The following is a 13,781-nucleotide window of genomic DNA, read 5'->3' on the forward strand; positions in this document are numbered from 1 at the left end:
TCGTGTCTGTCCTTGCAAAAAAAGAAGAAGCCCTGTCGTCCATTTTTGCTTCCTGATCGTTTTCGACCACTGCCATGCAGCGCCGCAACGTGCGCCGGGAGAGGTGCATCCTTCCTACTTTCAATAAAAAAGCTGCCGAACCAGGTTCGACAGCTTTTTCGCATAGAGCCAATTGTTTATCCGTAGATACCGCGAACAACCACGGTTTGTTCGCGATCCGGTCCAACCGAGAAGATGGAGAGCGGAATGCCGGTCAGTTGCGTGATGCGCTCGATGTAGTGACGTGCGTTTTCAGGCAGCTCGTGAAGGCTGCGAACGCCAGTGATGTCTTCCTTCCAGCCTGGGAGCTCCTCGTATACCGGCTCGCACTTGGCGAGCTGGTTCAGATTCGCCGGGAAGGACTCGATCACTTCGCCGTTGTATTTGTAGGCTGTGCAAATGCGCAGCGTGTCAATGCCGCTCAGCGTGTCCAGCTTGGTGATCGCCAGTCCCGTAATGCCGCTCACACGGCGTGCATGGCGGACAACTACGCTGTCAAACCAGCCGACACGGCGCGGACGGCCTGTCGTCGTACCGTACTCAAATCCTACTTCGCGGATATGATCGCCTGTCGCATCAGTCAATTCGGTCAGGAACGGACCATCCCCTACGCGAGTGGTGTACGATTTTGCCACACCGATAACCTGGTTGATCTTGGTCGGTCCTACACCGGAACCGATAGTGACCCCACCGGCAATCGGGTTGGAAGAAGTCACGAACGGATACGTACCTTGATCGATGTCCAGCAGAACGCCTTGGGCGCCTTCAAACAGCACGCGGCTGCCCTGATCGATGGCATCGTTCAAGACGACAGACGTATCGGTGACATAAGGGCGAATGATCTCGGCATAGCCCAGGTATTCTTCCAGCACTTCGTTCAGTTCAAAGCCGCTGGTATTGTACATTTTCTCCAGCAGAAGATTTTTCTCAGCGAGGTTGCGCTCAAGCTTGCGGGCGAACTCTTCTTTGTCCATCAGATCGGCAATGCGAATACCGATACGGGCAGCTTTGTCCATATAAGCCGGTCCGATCCCTTTGCGGGTCGTACCGATCTTGTTTGCGCCGCGGCTGTCTTCTTCCACAGCATCCAGCTTGATGTGGTAAGGCAGAATCACATGCGCGCGATCGCTGATTTTCAAGTTGTGCGTCTTGAAACCAAAGCTGTGAATGTAATCCAGCTCCGCCACCAGCGCTTTCGGATCGATAACCATGCCGTTGCCGATGACGCAAGTTTTATCTGTATAAAAAATTCCGGATGGAATCAAGTGCAGCTTGTATTTGTTGCCACCAAAAATAATCGTGTGTCCAGCATTGTTGCCACCCTGATATCTGGCCACCACTTCGGCGCTTTCCGCCAGATAATCGGTAATTTTCCCTTTACCTTCATCGCCCCATTGGGTTCCGACGACAACTACAGTTGACATCGAAAAACACCTCCTGATTTCATCATTGCCTTACTGGGCCTGAAACAATCTAAGTGTACTAAACGATTTTGTTGCTGTCAATGAAAATACGAACGTTAACAATTTAGAAAGTTTATACGTTCGGTATTTTCATAATAGAAAAAAAGCCGGAGTATGTTCCGGCTTTTCCGTAAAAACAGGCGATTTTTACCTGGGTAGAACTTATTTTTATTATTGCTTTTTACCCCGCTGCATCGCGATAGCGATTGTCCAGGCTGACAAACTTGTTGTATTCCTTCAAAAATGCCAGCTCCACCGTTCCGGTCGGGCCGTTACGCTGCTTGGCAATGATGATTTCGATGACGTTTTTGTTCTCTGTTTCTTTGTCGTAGTAGTCATCGCGATAAAGGAACGCAACAATATCGGCGTCCTGCTCGATCGAACCGGATTCACGGATGTCCGACATCATCGGCCGCTTGTCCTGACGCTGCTCCACCGAACGGCTTAGCTGGGACAAGGCGATCACAGGCACGTTCAATTCCCTGGCGATCCCCTTCAAGGTCCGGGAAATTTCCGATACCTCCTGTTGGCGGTTGTCGCCTTTTCCCCGTCCGTGAATCAACTGCAGGTAGTCGATCAGAATCATGCCCAAACCGCGCTCCGCTTGCAGACGGCGGCATTTCGCCCTGATGTCCTGTACCGTCACACCCGGCGTATCGTCGATGTAGATCGGCGCTTTCGCCAATGTCCCGATGGCCATCGTCAGCTTTTGCCAGTCATCCTCTTCCAGCCAACCCGAACGCATGCGGGAGGCATCCAAATTGCCCTCCGCACAAATCATCCGCTGTACCAACTGAGAAGCGGCCATCTCCAGCGAGAAGATGGCCACTGTCTCGCCGGCGCGAGCAGCTACGTTCTGGGCTACATTCAAGGCAAAGGCCGTTTTCCCTACAGACGGACGGGCTGCCAGGATAATCAGGTCGCTTCGTTGGAAGCCGGCTGTCATCTTGTCCAAATCCGGGTATCCCGAAGGAATCCCCGTCACATCCCCGCGCCGCTGACTGAGAAACTCAATCCGTTCATACGTCTCCAGCAGTACGTCGCGGATCGGCGTAAAGCCGCCGCTGTTCCGGTTCTGGGCAATTTCGAGGATGTATTTCTCTGCATCCGCGATGATCTCCCCGACCTCGTCTTCACGGGAGTACCCTTCATTGGCAATTTTCGTCGCCGTCAGGATCAACCGCCGCAAGAGCGACTTTTCCTCGACGATCTTCGCGTAATACTCAATGTTGGCCGCAGTCGGAACCGAGCTGGCAATCTCCGTGAGATAGGGAACGCCGCCCACCTCATCCAGCAGCTTGTGGTCCTGCAGCTCTGCCGTCACCGTTACGAGGTCGACCGGCTCCCCCTTGTCGTAGAGGTCCTGCATCGTTTTAAAGATGCGCTGATGGGCGGTTTTATAAAAATCTTCAGGTCGAAGAATTTCAATTGCCGTGATGAGAGCTTCCTTCGATAAGAACACGGCCCCCAGAACTGACTGTTCCGCTTCGTTGTTTTGCGGCGGCACACGGTCCAAAAACAGGTCGCTCACGTCACACCCCTCGCTTATCCCGTATTAGCATGAATTACTGCTTCATTATTCTTCCACTACATGAACCTTGAGCGTTGCCGTCACTTCATTATGCAGCTTCACTTTCACCTGGGTAACGCCCAGTGCGCGGATCGCTTCCATTTCCAGCTTGCGTTTGTCCAGTTTGATTTGGAACTGGTCTTCCAAAGCCTGCGCGACCTGCTTGCTGGAAATAGCCCCGAACAAGCGGCCGCCTTCCCCTGCTTTTCCCGATACCTTTACGGTGATCTCGTTCATCTTTTCAGCTAGCTGCTGAGCTTCAATCTTTTCCTGCTCTTTACGCTTGGCTTCGCTGCGCTGCTGCGCGTCCAGCGTCTTCATATTGGCTTCGGTGGCTTCCTTGACCAATCCCCGCGGCAGCAGGAAGTTGCGTACGTAGCCTTCCGACAAATCCTTGACTTCGCCTTTTTTCCCTTGACCCTTTACGTCTTTCAGAAAAATAACTTTCATCTGTGCTTCCTCCTCCTCTAGACGGCTGTTCTAGACGACTGCATCGATAGCTTCCTTCAGACGTCTGACGGCCTCTTTTAAGGAAATTCCTTCGATCTGGTTGGCTGCTGCGGTCAAATGGCCGCCTCCGCCCATGTGTTCCATGATCGACTGGACATTGATGTCGCCCAGTGAGCGGGCACTGATCAGCACCGTATCGTCAGCTCTTCTGGCAACGACAAAGGACGCCTGAATGCCCGAGAGCGTCAACAGCTGCTCGGCTGCCTGGGCCACCTGTACCTGCGTGTACTCCTCACTGGGGTCGCCCACGGCAATCGCCATGTTATCCCGATAGGTCTCGGTATTCATGATCACCCGAGCACGTTTTACATATTGCGTCAAATCCTCTTTCAGCAAGCGCTGGACGGCCGCAGTATCCGCGCCATTCCGGCGAAGAAACGAAGCTGCCTCAAAGGTTCGCGAGCCTGTGCGGAAAGCAAAGCTTTTCGTATCGACCACAATCCCCGCCAACAAGGCCGTAGCGATCAGATTGTCGATGTTCAGACGGTCGCTTTGATATTGCAGAAGCTCTGTAACCAGCTCGCTTGTAGAAGAAGCATACGGCTCCAGATACAAAAGCACCGGCTCGATAAATTCTTCCGAGCGCCTGTGGTGGTCGATCACCACAATCCGGCTTGTTTCGCTGAGCAGGCGCGGCTCGATTACCAGCGACGGGCGATGCGTGTCGACGATTACCAAGAGCGTCCGCCCGGTAATCAGACGTATCGCTTGCTCCGGTGTTATGAAAGCCTCGGCCAGTTCCTCATGCGCGTAAATTTCCTTCATCAGACGCTCCACAGACGAATTGCCTTCATCCATCACGATATATGCGTCTTTTTTATGAAGCTGTACGGCTTTCAGTACGCCCAGGGAGGCGCCGATCGAATCCATGTCAGGCTGCTTGTGTCCCATGACGATGACGTGCTCCGCTTCGTGAATCAGATCGCGCAGCGCATGGGCGATCACGCGGGCACGTACACGAGTCCGCTTTTCCACGGCATTGGACTTGCCGCCGAAAAACGTCAGCTTGTTTCCGATCTTGACCGCTGCCTGGTCTCCGCCGCGGCCCAAAGCAATGTCCAAACTCGATTGGGCCATTTGTCCCAGCTCGATATAGGAATTGGCTGCAGCTCCGGCTCCGATGCTAAGCGTGATCGGTATCTTGTTGTCTGCAGTCATCTCCCTGACCACATCCAGAATGTCAAAGCGGCTTTCTTCCAGTTTGTCCAGCGTCTCCCGCTCCATCAACGCCAGGAATTTATCTGCGGAAATGCGGCGCAGATAGATGCCGTGCCTGTTTGCCCATTCGGTAATGACCCCTGCCACACTCGTAGAAAGCAGTGTCCGGCTTTGATCGTCCATCACTTGTCCGACCTCGTCCAGGTTGTCGAGGTGGATGATGGCAAGCACAGCCTTTTCACGGTGGTAGCGAAGCGTCAATTCTTTGAAATTCGTGATGTCCGTAAAGTAAAGCAGACGCTCCTCTGCTCGGACAAGCACTTCATAGGTCCGCTCGTTGTAAACAAACTCCAGCCGTTTCTGGTCCGGTTTCAGAACGAGCTGCGGGAATACATCAGGCAGTGTTTTCCCGATCAACATTTCATCACCGGACATATTGGTCATAAAGGGATTTACCCATTCGATGGTCTTTTCTTCGTTGAACAACAAAATCCCGATCGGCATTTCCTGGATGACGCCTTCGCCCGCCTTCTTCACCCGGTGGGTAACCGTAGCCAAGTACAGACGAAGATCCCGCTGGAAGCCTTTTTCGGCCTGCAGCGCGTAAACCACGAGCCCGATCAGGCAAATGATCCCGATCGCCCCGTACATCCAGTGATGAAGCGTCAAAATTCCCAACAGCAACAAGCTAAAGCTTAGAGCCAAGACCATGTGTAGCCCGTACCAACGCTTTAACAGGAATTTGGGCATTTCCTCAGCCCCTCTTCACTCTTGTTTCCAGTCTCTTTCGCAAGCCTAAACCCAAATCAAAGATGCCTAATAAACTAAGTATAGTGGTTAGCGGGGGAAAAATAAATAGAGAGACAATAAGCACGGGGGCCAATCCCTTCCTGTTGTACAAATGAATGGCAAACAGACAGAAAGCAAGGCCCTGCAACGTCAGGATCACATCCAGGATCACCTTTACGTTGAGTACGGCGCTTGTCCAAAATGTTCCCTGCAATTCTTCTCCCATCAAAAGAATACTTACCATGGAAATAAAATAGTAGTAGAGGATCGAACGCGGAAAAGACCACTCTCTGGCAGGAGGCAAGGCCGGAACCGACAATCTCATCCGTTTGCCCACCAGTCGGGCTATCCAGTGCGTAATCCCGCTTTGTATAAAACTCATCATGACTAAAAAGGCCGGCATGACCATTTTGATGAGCTGCATTCCCTGTTCAAATTGCTCTTTGGGCACGAAATCAGGCCTTAGCTTCGTTGCCTCCTGAATCATTTCATTCAAGCCCATCCCGATGACGTACGTGGAGAGAGCGAGCATCGCCACATACCCGAGGAAAACGACTGCAGCTCCCGCGACAATCGCGGACATAGCTGTCCCTCTTTTGGCGTACATGTGACCCATTACTGTTCCCCAGAGCGCGATCATCAAAGCCATCATAGCCGAGAATATCCCGGTTAGCACTCCAGCTAAAAACGTGAACACGACGACAATCCATATGGAGGATGAAATCGGCCGCCGCATCCCGAGGATGACAAACGGCAACGGCAAAAGCAGGCTGGTGACCATCCCTGCAATTGTGTATGTACTGATAAACAGCAGCACTAGTGCAATTCCCAGCAAAAGGGCGTTTTCCGCCAATTGTTTTGTTTTTGAAGGCATGGCGACACCTCATCGTGTATCTTCAAAGTAAAAGCAATACGACCAATAAAAAATATGGAAAAAAGAGGGCCACGCGATTGTGTCCCCCTTTTTTTGCTTGTAACAATTATTCAGTGGTGTACGGCAGCAGTGCTACTTGACGAGCGCGTTTGATCGCTACTGTCAAAGCACGTTGATACTTCGCAGAAGTACCAGTTACACGACGAGGCAGGATTTTGCCGCGCTCGCTGATAAATTTCTTCAGCAGATCGGTATCTTTGTAATCGATATGCTTGATTTTATTAACCTTAAAGAAACATACCTTGCGGCGTTTATTTGGACGTCCTTTACGTGCCATGAAAGTCCCTCCTTTTATCAGGAAATGTGAACGTTATACGATCGAGTGTCCTTCAATCAAAACGGCAAGTCATCATCCGAGATGTTGATCGGCTTGCCTGTATTCGCAAAGGGATCCCCAAACGCATCCATCTCATCTCTCTGACCGCCCGACGGCTTCATGCCGCCAAAGCCTGGATCGTAACCGCCGCCTTCTCCGCCTTTTCCGCCCAAGAACTGGACGTTTTCAGCGACGACTTCCGTTACGTAAACCTTTTTTCCTTCTTTATTATCATAAGAGCGCGTTTGAATACGGCCCTCCACAGCCGCTTGTCTGCCTTTGCGCAGATAGGTAGCGCACAAGTCAGCCAGCTTCTGCCATGCGACGATGTTAATAAAGTCGGCTTCGCGTTCGCCTGCCTGGTTGGTACGCGGACGGTTGATCGCCAGGGTAAAGGTAGTAACGGCCACGCCGTTTGGCGTATAGCGCAGCTCCGGATCTTTTGTCAGGTTGCCGATGAGAATGACTTTATTCATCTTGGGTCCCCCTCTGCCCGAGACGACAATTACTTCTCTTCACGTACGAACAAGAAGCGGATAATGTCGTCGTTGATTTTCATGAGACGATCTGCTTCCGCAACAGCGTCAGCATTCGCTTTGAAGTTCATCAAAACGTAGTAACCTTCACGGAACTTTTGAATCTCATACGCAAGACGACGCTTGCCCATTTCTTGAAGCTTGGTTACTTCTCCGCCAAAGCTGGTTACAACTTCGCTGTAACGTGCAACGTTAGCTTTGATTTTCTCCTCTTCAAGGTCTGGACGCAATACGTACATCACTTCGTATTGACGCATACCTTTTCACCTCCTTATGGACTTAGCGGCCCGCAAGCGGGCAAGGAGCGAGTGCTGCGAAACGCATGAAACATGCACTCCATAAATACTCGCATTATCGTATTATAGCAAAATGCCTAGTTCGAAGCAAGGTTGAGTTCTATACGTTGAACCGGAAATGCATGACATCTCCGTCTTTGACGAGGTATTCCTTGCCCTCCAGACGGTATTTTCCTTTTTCCCTCGCTGCTGCTACAGATCCGGCCTCAACCAGGTCGTCGTAAGCGATCACCTCGGCACGGATAAAGCCGCGCTCAAAGTCGGTGTGGATAACGCCTGCAGCCTGGGGAGCCTTCGTTCCCTGACGGATGGTCCACGCACGCACCTCTTGCACGCCAGCCGTAAAGTAAGTGATCAGGCCAAGCAGTTCATACGCAGCCCGGATGAGGCGGTCGAGACCGGATTCCTGCAGTCCCAGCTCTTCCAAAAACATCTGCTTGTCCTCGCCCTCCAGCTCGGCGATCTCGGCTTCGACCTTGGCGCTGATGACGACTACCTGTGCGCCTTCTTCCGCAGCGTGCTTGCGGACAGCCTGTACATGAGGATTGTTGTCGGCATCGTGAATCCCGTCCTCGGCCACGTTGCAAACGTAAAGTACCGGCTTGATTGTGAGCAGGTGAAGCTCGCGGATCAGCTTGAATTCGTCATCGCTGATCTCGACGCTGCGCGCGGACTGTCCCGCTTCAAACGCAGCCTTCAGCCGCTCCAGCACGTCAAGCTCCAGCTTGGCTTCCTTGTCTCCCGCTTTTACCTTGCGGCCAATCCGGTCGATCCGGCGCTCTACCGAGTCCAGGTCGGCAAAGATCAGCTCCAGATTAATCGTTTCAATATCGCTTAACGGATCTACCCGTCCCGCTACGTGTGTGATGTTTTCATCCTCAAAGCAGCGAACGACGTGAGCAATTGCGTCCACTTCCCGGATGTGTCCGAGAAACTGGTTGCCCAAGCCCTCTCCTTTGCTGGCTCCTTTTACGAGACCGGCTATATCCACGAACTCAAACGCCGTCGGAACCACTTTATTCGGAACGACGATCTCCGTCAGTTTGTTCAGGCGCGGGTCCGGCACCTCGACAATCCCCACGTTGGGATCGATGGTACAGAACGGATAGTTGGCCGATTCTGCGCCCGCCTGCGTAATCGCGTTAAACAGAGTCGACTTGCCTACGTTGGGAAGTCCTACAATGCCACAAGATGCACCCATCTATATACAACTCCTTGTACCTTTTTTCATTCACATCCTTTCTAGTATAAAAACTTGCGACGCGGATTACAATCGAATCCATGTGGAAACTCGTTCTTCTTTCCTCTTTCTTCTATTATTTATATCTTTTCGAAAGACAGAGCTCTTGTCAAAAATTTCTCGGCTCCGCCAAAATTCGTGCTCCCGCTTGATTTTTCCGGCAATGAAAGGCATGTACGCAAACGAGTTGCACCTTCTCCTTATTTACGAGAGGGCATTGGCGGTTTATTTGTGATATTATGGGAATTGCTTGTCATCCCTCTTTTTGAAAGGACTGAATTATGCCCAGGTAGAGACTGCAGTTTTTCAATTTAGTTGCATCAATAGATGGGAGGACACGCAATGAATATGAATAAGGTAACAACCGACCGCCTGGAATTGAAGCCAATGGAGCTGACGGATGCTCCCGCGCTGTTTTCGTTTTGGTCTGATCCTGCTGTGACAAAGCACATGAACATTGAAGCTTTTACAGATGTGGCGCAAGCGGAACAGATGATTTCGCTTCTGCAAGAACTCAGTCAGGAAGGAAAAGCGTGCAGGTGGACGATTACGCTGCGGCAGCCATTTGAAATTATCGGCTCTTGCGGATTCAATTACCTGGATCACGAAAATAAACGGGCGGAAATCGGCTATGACCTCGGACGTTTCTTTTGGGGCAGCGGCTATGCCTCGGAGGCCATCCGCGCTATGCTCGGCTTTGGGTTTGAACAGTTGGGTTTGAACCGGATCGAGGCCAAGGTCGAACCGGAGAACGTCTCTTCGATCAAGCTGTTGAAGCGGCTGCAGTTTACGGAAGAAGGACGACTGCGGGAATACGAAATGTCGAAAGGAAAACTCGTTGATGTCATCATGTTCTCCCTGCTGAGGAGCGAATGGCACGGGTGAATACAAAAAAGCAGGAGAGATTACTCTCCTGCTTTCCTGCTTTTGCCCGCTCTCTACTTCTCATTCACCAGTTTTTCCAGCTCGTTCAATGTCTCTTCAAAGATTTGCATAGCCTGTTCGATCGGCTGAGAGGTAGACATATCTACGCCCGCTGCTTTCAACACTTCGATCGGCGGCGCGGAGTTGCCTGCTTCGAGGAAGTTTTTCTGAATGCGCTCTACGGCTGTTTCTCCCTCGTCCATCACTTGCTTGGCCAGCGCCTGTGATGCGGCAAAGCTGGTCGCGTATTGATAGACGTAGTATTTGTAATTGAAGAAATGAGAAACGCGTGCCCACTCCATCGAGATTTCTTCGTCAGAAACCATATCCTTGCCATAGTACTTTTTGTTGATGTCCAGGTAGATCTTCTTGATCGCTTCCGCGTTGAGGGACTCTCCCGCCTGCTCCTTCTCGTGGATCGCCCGCTCGAATTCGGCAAACTGCGTTTGTCGGAACAGGGTCGAACGGAAGTTTTCCAGATAGTGATTCAAGAGATACATTTTTTCTTCCTTCGTTTTGGCCTGAGCGTACATGCTCTTGAACAAAAGCGTCTCATTCATCGTGGAAGCGACTTCCGCGGTAAATGTCGGATAGTTGGACGTAATATACGGTTGGTTTTTGTTCGTGTAATAAGACTGCATGGCATGCCCCATCTCATGAGCGATGGTGTAAACATCGTCGAGCGTGCCCTGGTAGTTCAACAGCACGTAAGGATGAGTATCGTACGTTCCCCACTGATACGCGCCGTTCCGCTTGTCATCTGTGGAATAGACATCCACCCAGCCGCTCTCCAATCCCTCGGCCAGCACTTTGACGTATTCGTCCCCCATTGCTTTGAGGCCATCCACGACCATTTTCTTGCCTTCCTCATACGGGATGTACTTGTCGTCGGACGGTACGATCGGCACATAGATGTCGTACATGTGCAATTCGGGAACGCCAAGCATTTTCTTTTTCAAGGAAATATAGCGGTGCAAAAGCGGCAAATTGTCATTGACAGTCTCGATCAGTTCATCGTACACCTTGGTCGGGATATTGTTCGGATTCAGGCTCGCCTCCAGAGCCGAGTCGTAATTGCGGACATCCGCGTAAAAATTGTCCGCCTTTACCTTGGCTGCCAGCGTCTGAGCGAACGAGTCCTGAAAATCGATCAAGGACTTGTAGTAAGCCTGATACGCATCCCTGCGCACCCGCTGGTCCTTGCTTTCCAGATACGAAACGAAATTGGCTCTCGTCAGCTGCACTTCTTTTCCGTTTTCATCCTTGATTTTCGGAAAACGGACGTCCTTGGAAAGCATGCCGTAAATGTTGGTCGGCGAGCTGCCCAGTGGCGACGATTTGGCCAGCAGCTCTTCGATTTCTTTTGACAAGGAGTGCGGCTTTGTACGAATCATATCCTCCAACATCATTTTGTAAGCAGCAAGATCCTTTGCCTCAAGCAGGTTCTTCATTTTGCCATCCGGTATCGCGACAATTTCCGGCTGCATCCAGGCTGTCTTTTCCGAGACCAGAGTGTACATTTTTTCTGCGCGGTCTGCCAGCTTTTGCAGATCGGCATTCGCGGAGTTTACATCCAGCGCCATATTGGCGTATACATAGGCCTTCTCAGTGACACGCATGAGATCGCTGTAGTCGTCGAGCGCCTTTTTCAAAGAATCGGCAGACTGGCCCAGCTTGCCTTGATGCTTGGTAAAGGCATTTGCGAGGTCTTCCGCTTTCTTCACATCATTTTCCCAATCCTTCACATTCGCATAAATGTGGTCGAGCTTCCACTTGTAGGCGTCCGGTATTTCGGAGCGGTCTTTGTAGACGGGTGCTTTCTCTGCTGCCGCAACCACTTGTGTACTGTAAGGGATAAACGGTGTGCTGACGGTTGACAGCGCAATTGCCATCGCTGTCAGTGTGATAAATGCTTGCTTTTTCAACAAAATCGCCCCTTTACTCTCTTTTCTACCGTTTGCTATATAGTCTAATTATATCCATCTCCAAAAATCCCTTCTTATTAATAAAAATTTTTTAAATATTACGGAAAAGGGGTTGATTTATCCAAAGAATTTTCTGTTTTGTGAATAATTTTGTGGATAACTTTTCATCGAACAAACTATTATCCACAGTTGATTGTTGGATTAGCCCAATTCAGCATCAAGTTGTCCACATTTTCTGTGGATAGCATGTGCATAACTTATTTTTACCCAGACCCGTGACAAACGCCCATACCGCTTTTGCCTCTGCGACATAGCATAGGTATTGAATCCATGGTAGGAGGTGTCAGCTAGTGGGTCTCTTCAACGGCAACTTCGACGATTTCGCGCTCGTGCTGGTTCTCTTTATCCTGCTTGTTATCGTTGGTTGTGATTGCGACTAACCATCCCTCTGCCATCCAGCCAGTCGAAGGGGTGTAAGGTTACCTTTCATCACCGACTAGATGAAAAAGGATGCACGCCCAGTATAGTGGCTGCATCCTCTTTTCGTCTCGCTATTCGGTTCTCTTTACTCTTCCGGGGTCCCTTCGGCGTGGATCAGCACTTTTTTCATCTTGCGCTCAAATTCCAGCCGCGGAATCATTACACTGTGCTCACATCCTGTACATTTGATCCGGACGTCCATCCCCATCCGGATCACCTTCCAGGCGTTCGTGCCACAGGGATGGGCCTTTTTCATCTGGACCACATCCCCCAATGTAAATTGCTTTCTCTGCATGTTGGTGCCCCCTTGTTTCTCTTTATCTGCCGCTCCAGCTGCCTCGCCGGCTGCTTGTTCTTTCCTTGTTTTTTACGACTGCGACTGCTTTTGTTGCCCCTGTTCAAATCCTCTCCCCGGCATGGTCACCACACGCGGATAAGGAATCTCTATTCCCTGCTTGCTCAGGTCCTGTCTAATCATCGCTCGCAGCTTCCGGTTTACGCCGTGATGCGTATTTGGTTTGCATTCGGCAGTAATCCGCATCGTAACCTCGGACGGACCCAATGCGTGAACGCCCAAAAACTGTGGTTCGGCCACGATGTCTTCCAATTCCTCCTGTGCCTTTTTCAATGTCCCCTTGATGATTTCTTCTACCCGATTCAGGTCTTCCTCATAAGCGACAGACACATCGACCACAGACAACGTGTTCTGCAGGGAAAAGTTTGTGACCTGATTGATGGTACCGTTGGGGAAAATATGCACCTCGCCTGTCCAGCTTCGAATCCGCGTAATGCGCAATCCGATCTCCTGAACGGTTCCCGTCATATTGTTAATAGTCACCACGTCACCGACCGCAAACTGGTCTTCAAAAATAATGAAAAATCCGGTAATGACATCCCTCACCAGGCTCTGTGCACCAAAGCCTACCGCCAGCCCCAGCACGCCCGCGCTGACCAATACTGGCCTCAGATCCACTCCTAGCTGCTGAAGGACAAGCAGTATCGCCAAAAAGTAAATCCCGTAGCGTACAACATTGTTTACCAGTACACGCAAAGTATCCACACGGCGCTGCTCCATCTGGAGCTTGCTTCCCTGCCGGTGCTGAAACACTTTGTTGACCGCCGCATTGACGATCGACACAACAATCCTTGATACAACCACAATCAGCAATATTTTCAACAGGATCAGCCCGATCCGAACCCACATCTCCGGGTCCGTCACATAGGCCACGGTTTTCTCATATACCGATTCCAACCAGCTTCCCTGTTTTGCGATTTCTTCGTTCATCTATCCTGCTCCTTCCTGTTTCCGCATTCGTCAATTTCATGGTAGCAGTCGGAAAACAAGCGAAAGTAGCCGCGTATCTCAACATGCTGCTCAGAAATGATTTCCCGGGCCTGTTGGTAATTGTCCACGGGAAATTCGATGGAAAGGGCACAACCGGCCGTGATCTCTTTCGGGGTCGGACGGGTATCAATGTCGATATCGGCATACTCCAGCAGCATTTCCGCCCGCAAAGCCTGCTGAGTCGAATCAAATGCGATCAAGACCGTATCCTGCTCCACGCCTTTCCCTCCCTCTTTTTGCTTGGCCGACAGGAAAA

At 51.0% G+C, this 13,781-nt stretch carries 15 protein-coding genes; 2 read left to right on the forward strand and 13 right to left on the reverse strand.

What is annotated here, in order from left to right; all coding sequences use genetic code 11:
* Nucleotides 1–176 precede the first annotated feature (176 nt).
* The 9 genes from NST96_RS27075 to ychF form a co-directional block, all read right to left on the reverse strand.
* Nucleotides 177–1,463, reverse strand: a complete 1,287-nt coding sequence (locus NST96_RS27075; protein WP_003388824.1) for an adenylosuccinate synthase — start codon at nucleotides 1,461–1,463, stop codon at nucleotides 177–179.
* Nucleotides 1,464–1,683: 220 nt separating this feature from the next.
* The gene (gene dnaB / locus NST96_RS27080) at nucleotides 1,684–3,033 is read right to left on the reverse strand and encodes a replicative DNA helicase (protein WP_003388825.1); all 1,350 of its coding nucleotides are present in this window, start codon (nucleotides 3,031–3,033) and stop codon (nucleotides 1,684–1,686) included.
* A 45-nt stretch (nucleotides 3,034–3,078) separates the two neighbouring features.
* Nucleotides 3,079–3,522, reverse strand: coding sequence for a 50S ribosomal protein L9 (gene rplI / locus NST96_RS27085; RefSeq protein ID WP_003388826.1), 444 nt, complete (start codon nucleotides 3,520–3,522; stop codon nucleotides 3,079–3,081).
* 30 nt (nucleotides 3,523–3,552) lie between these two features.
* Nucleotides 3,553–5,490, reverse strand: coding sequence for a DHH family phosphoesterase (locus NST96_RS27090; RefSeq protein ID WP_003388827.1), 1,938 nt, complete (start codon nucleotides 5,488–5,490; stop codon nucleotides 3,553–3,555).
* A 4-nt stretch (nucleotides 5,491–5,494) separates the two neighbouring features.
* Nucleotides 5,495–6,403 (reverse strand): DUF2232 domain-containing protein, encoded by a 909-nt coding sequence (locus NST96_RS27095; RefSeq protein WP_031932432.1) that lies wholly within the window; start codon nucleotides 6,401–6,403, stop codon nucleotides 5,495–5,497.
* Between the two features lie 106 nt (nucleotides 6,404–6,509).
* Nucleotides 6,510–6,740 (reverse strand): 30S ribosomal protein S18, encoded by a 231-nt coding sequence (gene rpsR / locus NST96_RS27100; protein WP_003388829.1) that lies wholly within the window; start codon nucleotides 6,738–6,740, stop codon nucleotides 6,510–6,512.
* A gap of 56 nt (nucleotides 6,741–6,796) precedes the next feature.
* Nucleotides 6,797–7,255, reverse strand: coding sequence for a single-stranded DNA-binding protein (ssb, locus tag NST96_RS27105; RefSeq protein WP_003388831.1), 459 nt, complete (start codon nucleotides 7,253–7,255; stop codon nucleotides 6,797–6,799).
* A gap of 29 nt (nucleotides 7,256–7,284) precedes the next feature.
* The gene (gene rpsF, locus NST96_RS27110; RefSeq protein WP_003388833.1) at nucleotides 7,285–7,572 is read right to left on the reverse strand and encodes a 30S ribosomal protein S6; all 288 of its coding nucleotides are present in this window, start codon (nucleotides 7,570–7,572) and stop codon (nucleotides 7,285–7,287) included.
* Nucleotides 7,573–7,711: 139 nt separating this feature from the next.
* Nucleotides 7,712–8,812, reverse strand: coding sequence for a redox-regulated ATPase YchF (ychF, locus tag NST96_RS27115; protein ID WP_003388835.1), 1,101 nt, complete (start codon nucleotides 8,810–8,812; stop codon nucleotides 7,712–7,714).
* A gap of 387 nt (nucleotides 8,813–9,199) precedes the next feature.
* Here ychF and NST96_RS27120 point away from each other — a divergent pair, with 387 nt between their 5' ends.
* Nucleotides 9,200–9,736, forward strand: coding sequence for a GNAT family protein (locus NST96_RS27120; RefSeq protein ID WP_024983209.1), 537 nt, complete (start codon nucleotides 9,200–9,202; stop codon nucleotides 9,734–9,736).
* Nucleotides 9,737–9,789: 53 nt separating this feature from the next.
* Here the strand turns inward: NST96_RS27120 and pepF are convergent, their stop codons facing one another.
* Entirely contained in the window at nucleotides 9,790–11,700 is a 1,911-nt protein-coding gene (pepF, locus tag NST96_RS27125; RefSeq protein ID WP_003388837.1) for an oligoendopeptidase F, read from the reverse strand.
* A 350-nt stretch (nucleotides 11,701–12,050) separates the two neighbouring features.
* Between pepF and NST96_RS27130 the strand changes: the two genes are divergently transcribed.
* On the forward strand, nucleotides 12,051–12,140 hold the full coding sequence (locus NST96_RS27130) for a YjcZ family sporulation protein (RefSeq protein ID WP_031932431.1): 90 nt from the start codon (nucleotides 12,051–12,053) through the stop codon (nucleotides 12,138–12,140).
* A gap of 125 nt (nucleotides 12,141–12,265) precedes the next feature.
* On the opposite strand, the gene NST96_RS27135 is transcribed toward NST96_RS27130, so the two are convergent.
* The 3 genes from NST96_RS27135 to NST96_RS27145 form a co-directional block, all read right to left on the reverse strand.
* Nucleotides 12,266–12,475, reverse strand: coding sequence for a DUF951 domain-containing protein (locus NST96_RS27135; protein WP_003388838.1), 210 nt, complete (start codon nucleotides 12,473–12,475; stop codon nucleotides 12,266–12,268).
* 72 nt (nucleotides 12,476–12,547) lie between these two features.
* Nucleotides 12,548–13,465 (reverse strand): mechanosensitive ion channel family protein, encoded by a 918-nt coding sequence (locus tag NST96_RS27140; RefSeq protein ID WP_003388839.1) that lies wholly within the window; start codon nucleotides 13,463–13,465, stop codon nucleotides 12,548–12,550.
* On the reverse strand, nucleotides 13,462–13,743 hold the full coding sequence (locus NST96_RS27145; RefSeq protein ID WP_003388840.1) for a DUF3343 domain-containing protein: 282 nt from the start codon (nucleotides 13,741–13,743) through the stop codon (nucleotides 13,462–13,464). Before NST96_RS27145 ends, NST96_RS27140 begins: the two co-directional genes overlap by 4 nt.
* Nucleotides 13,744–13,781 lie beyond the last annotated feature (38 nt).

It is taken from the genome of Brevibacillus sp. FSL K6-2834, from assembly GCF_038592925.1.
Lineage (GTDB): Bacteria > Bacillota > Bacilli > Brevibacillales > Brevibacillaceae > Brevibacillus > Brevibacillus borstelensis.

Excerpts from the sequence above, each read along its gene's own strand:
- rpsR (WP_003388829.1), bottom strand. The coding sequence starts at position 6,740 with ATGGCACGTAAAGGACGTCCAAATAAACGCCGCAAGGTATGTTTCTTT.
- NST96_RS27135 (WP_003388838.1), bottom strand. The coding sequence starts at position 12,475 with ATGCAGAGAAAGCAATTTACATTGGGGGATGTGGTCCAGATGAAAAAG.
- NST96_RS27095 (WP_031932432.1), bottom strand. The coding sequence starts at position 6,403 with ATGCCTTCAAAAACAAAACAATTGGCGGAAAACGCCCTTTTGCTGGGA.
- NST96_RS27075 (WP_003388824.1), bottom strand. The coding sequence starts at position 1,463 with ATGTCAACTGTAGTTGTCGTCGGAACCCAATGGGGCGATGAAGGTAAA.
- ssb (WP_003388831.1), bottom strand. The coding sequence starts at position 7,255 with ATGAATAAAGTCATTCTCATCGGCAACCTGACAAAAGATCCGGAGCTG.
- NST96_RS27090 (WP_003388827.1), bottom strand. The coding sequence starts at position 5,490 with ATGCCCAAATTCCTGTTAAAGCGTTGGTACGGGCTACACATGGTCTTG.
- NST96_RS27120 (WP_024983209.1), top strand. The coding sequence starts at position 9,200 with ATGAATAAGGTAACAACCGACCGCCTGGAATTGAAGCCAATGGAGCTG.
- NST96_RS27140 (WP_003388839.1), bottom strand. The coding sequence starts at position 13,465 with ATGAACGAAGAAATCGCAAAACAGGGAAGCTGGTTGGAATCGGTATAT.
- rpsF (WP_003388833.1), bottom strand. The coding sequence starts at position 7,572 with ATGCGTCAATACGAAGTGATGTACGTATTGCGTCCAGACCTTGAAGAG.
- ychF (WP_003388835.1), bottom strand. The coding sequence starts at position 8,812 with ATGGGTGCATCTTGTGGCATTGTAGGACTTCCCAACGTAGGCAAGTCG.
- rplI (WP_003388826.1), bottom strand. The coding sequence starts at position 3,522 with ATGAAAGTTATTTTTCTGAAAGACGTAAAGGGTCAAGGGAAAAAAGGC.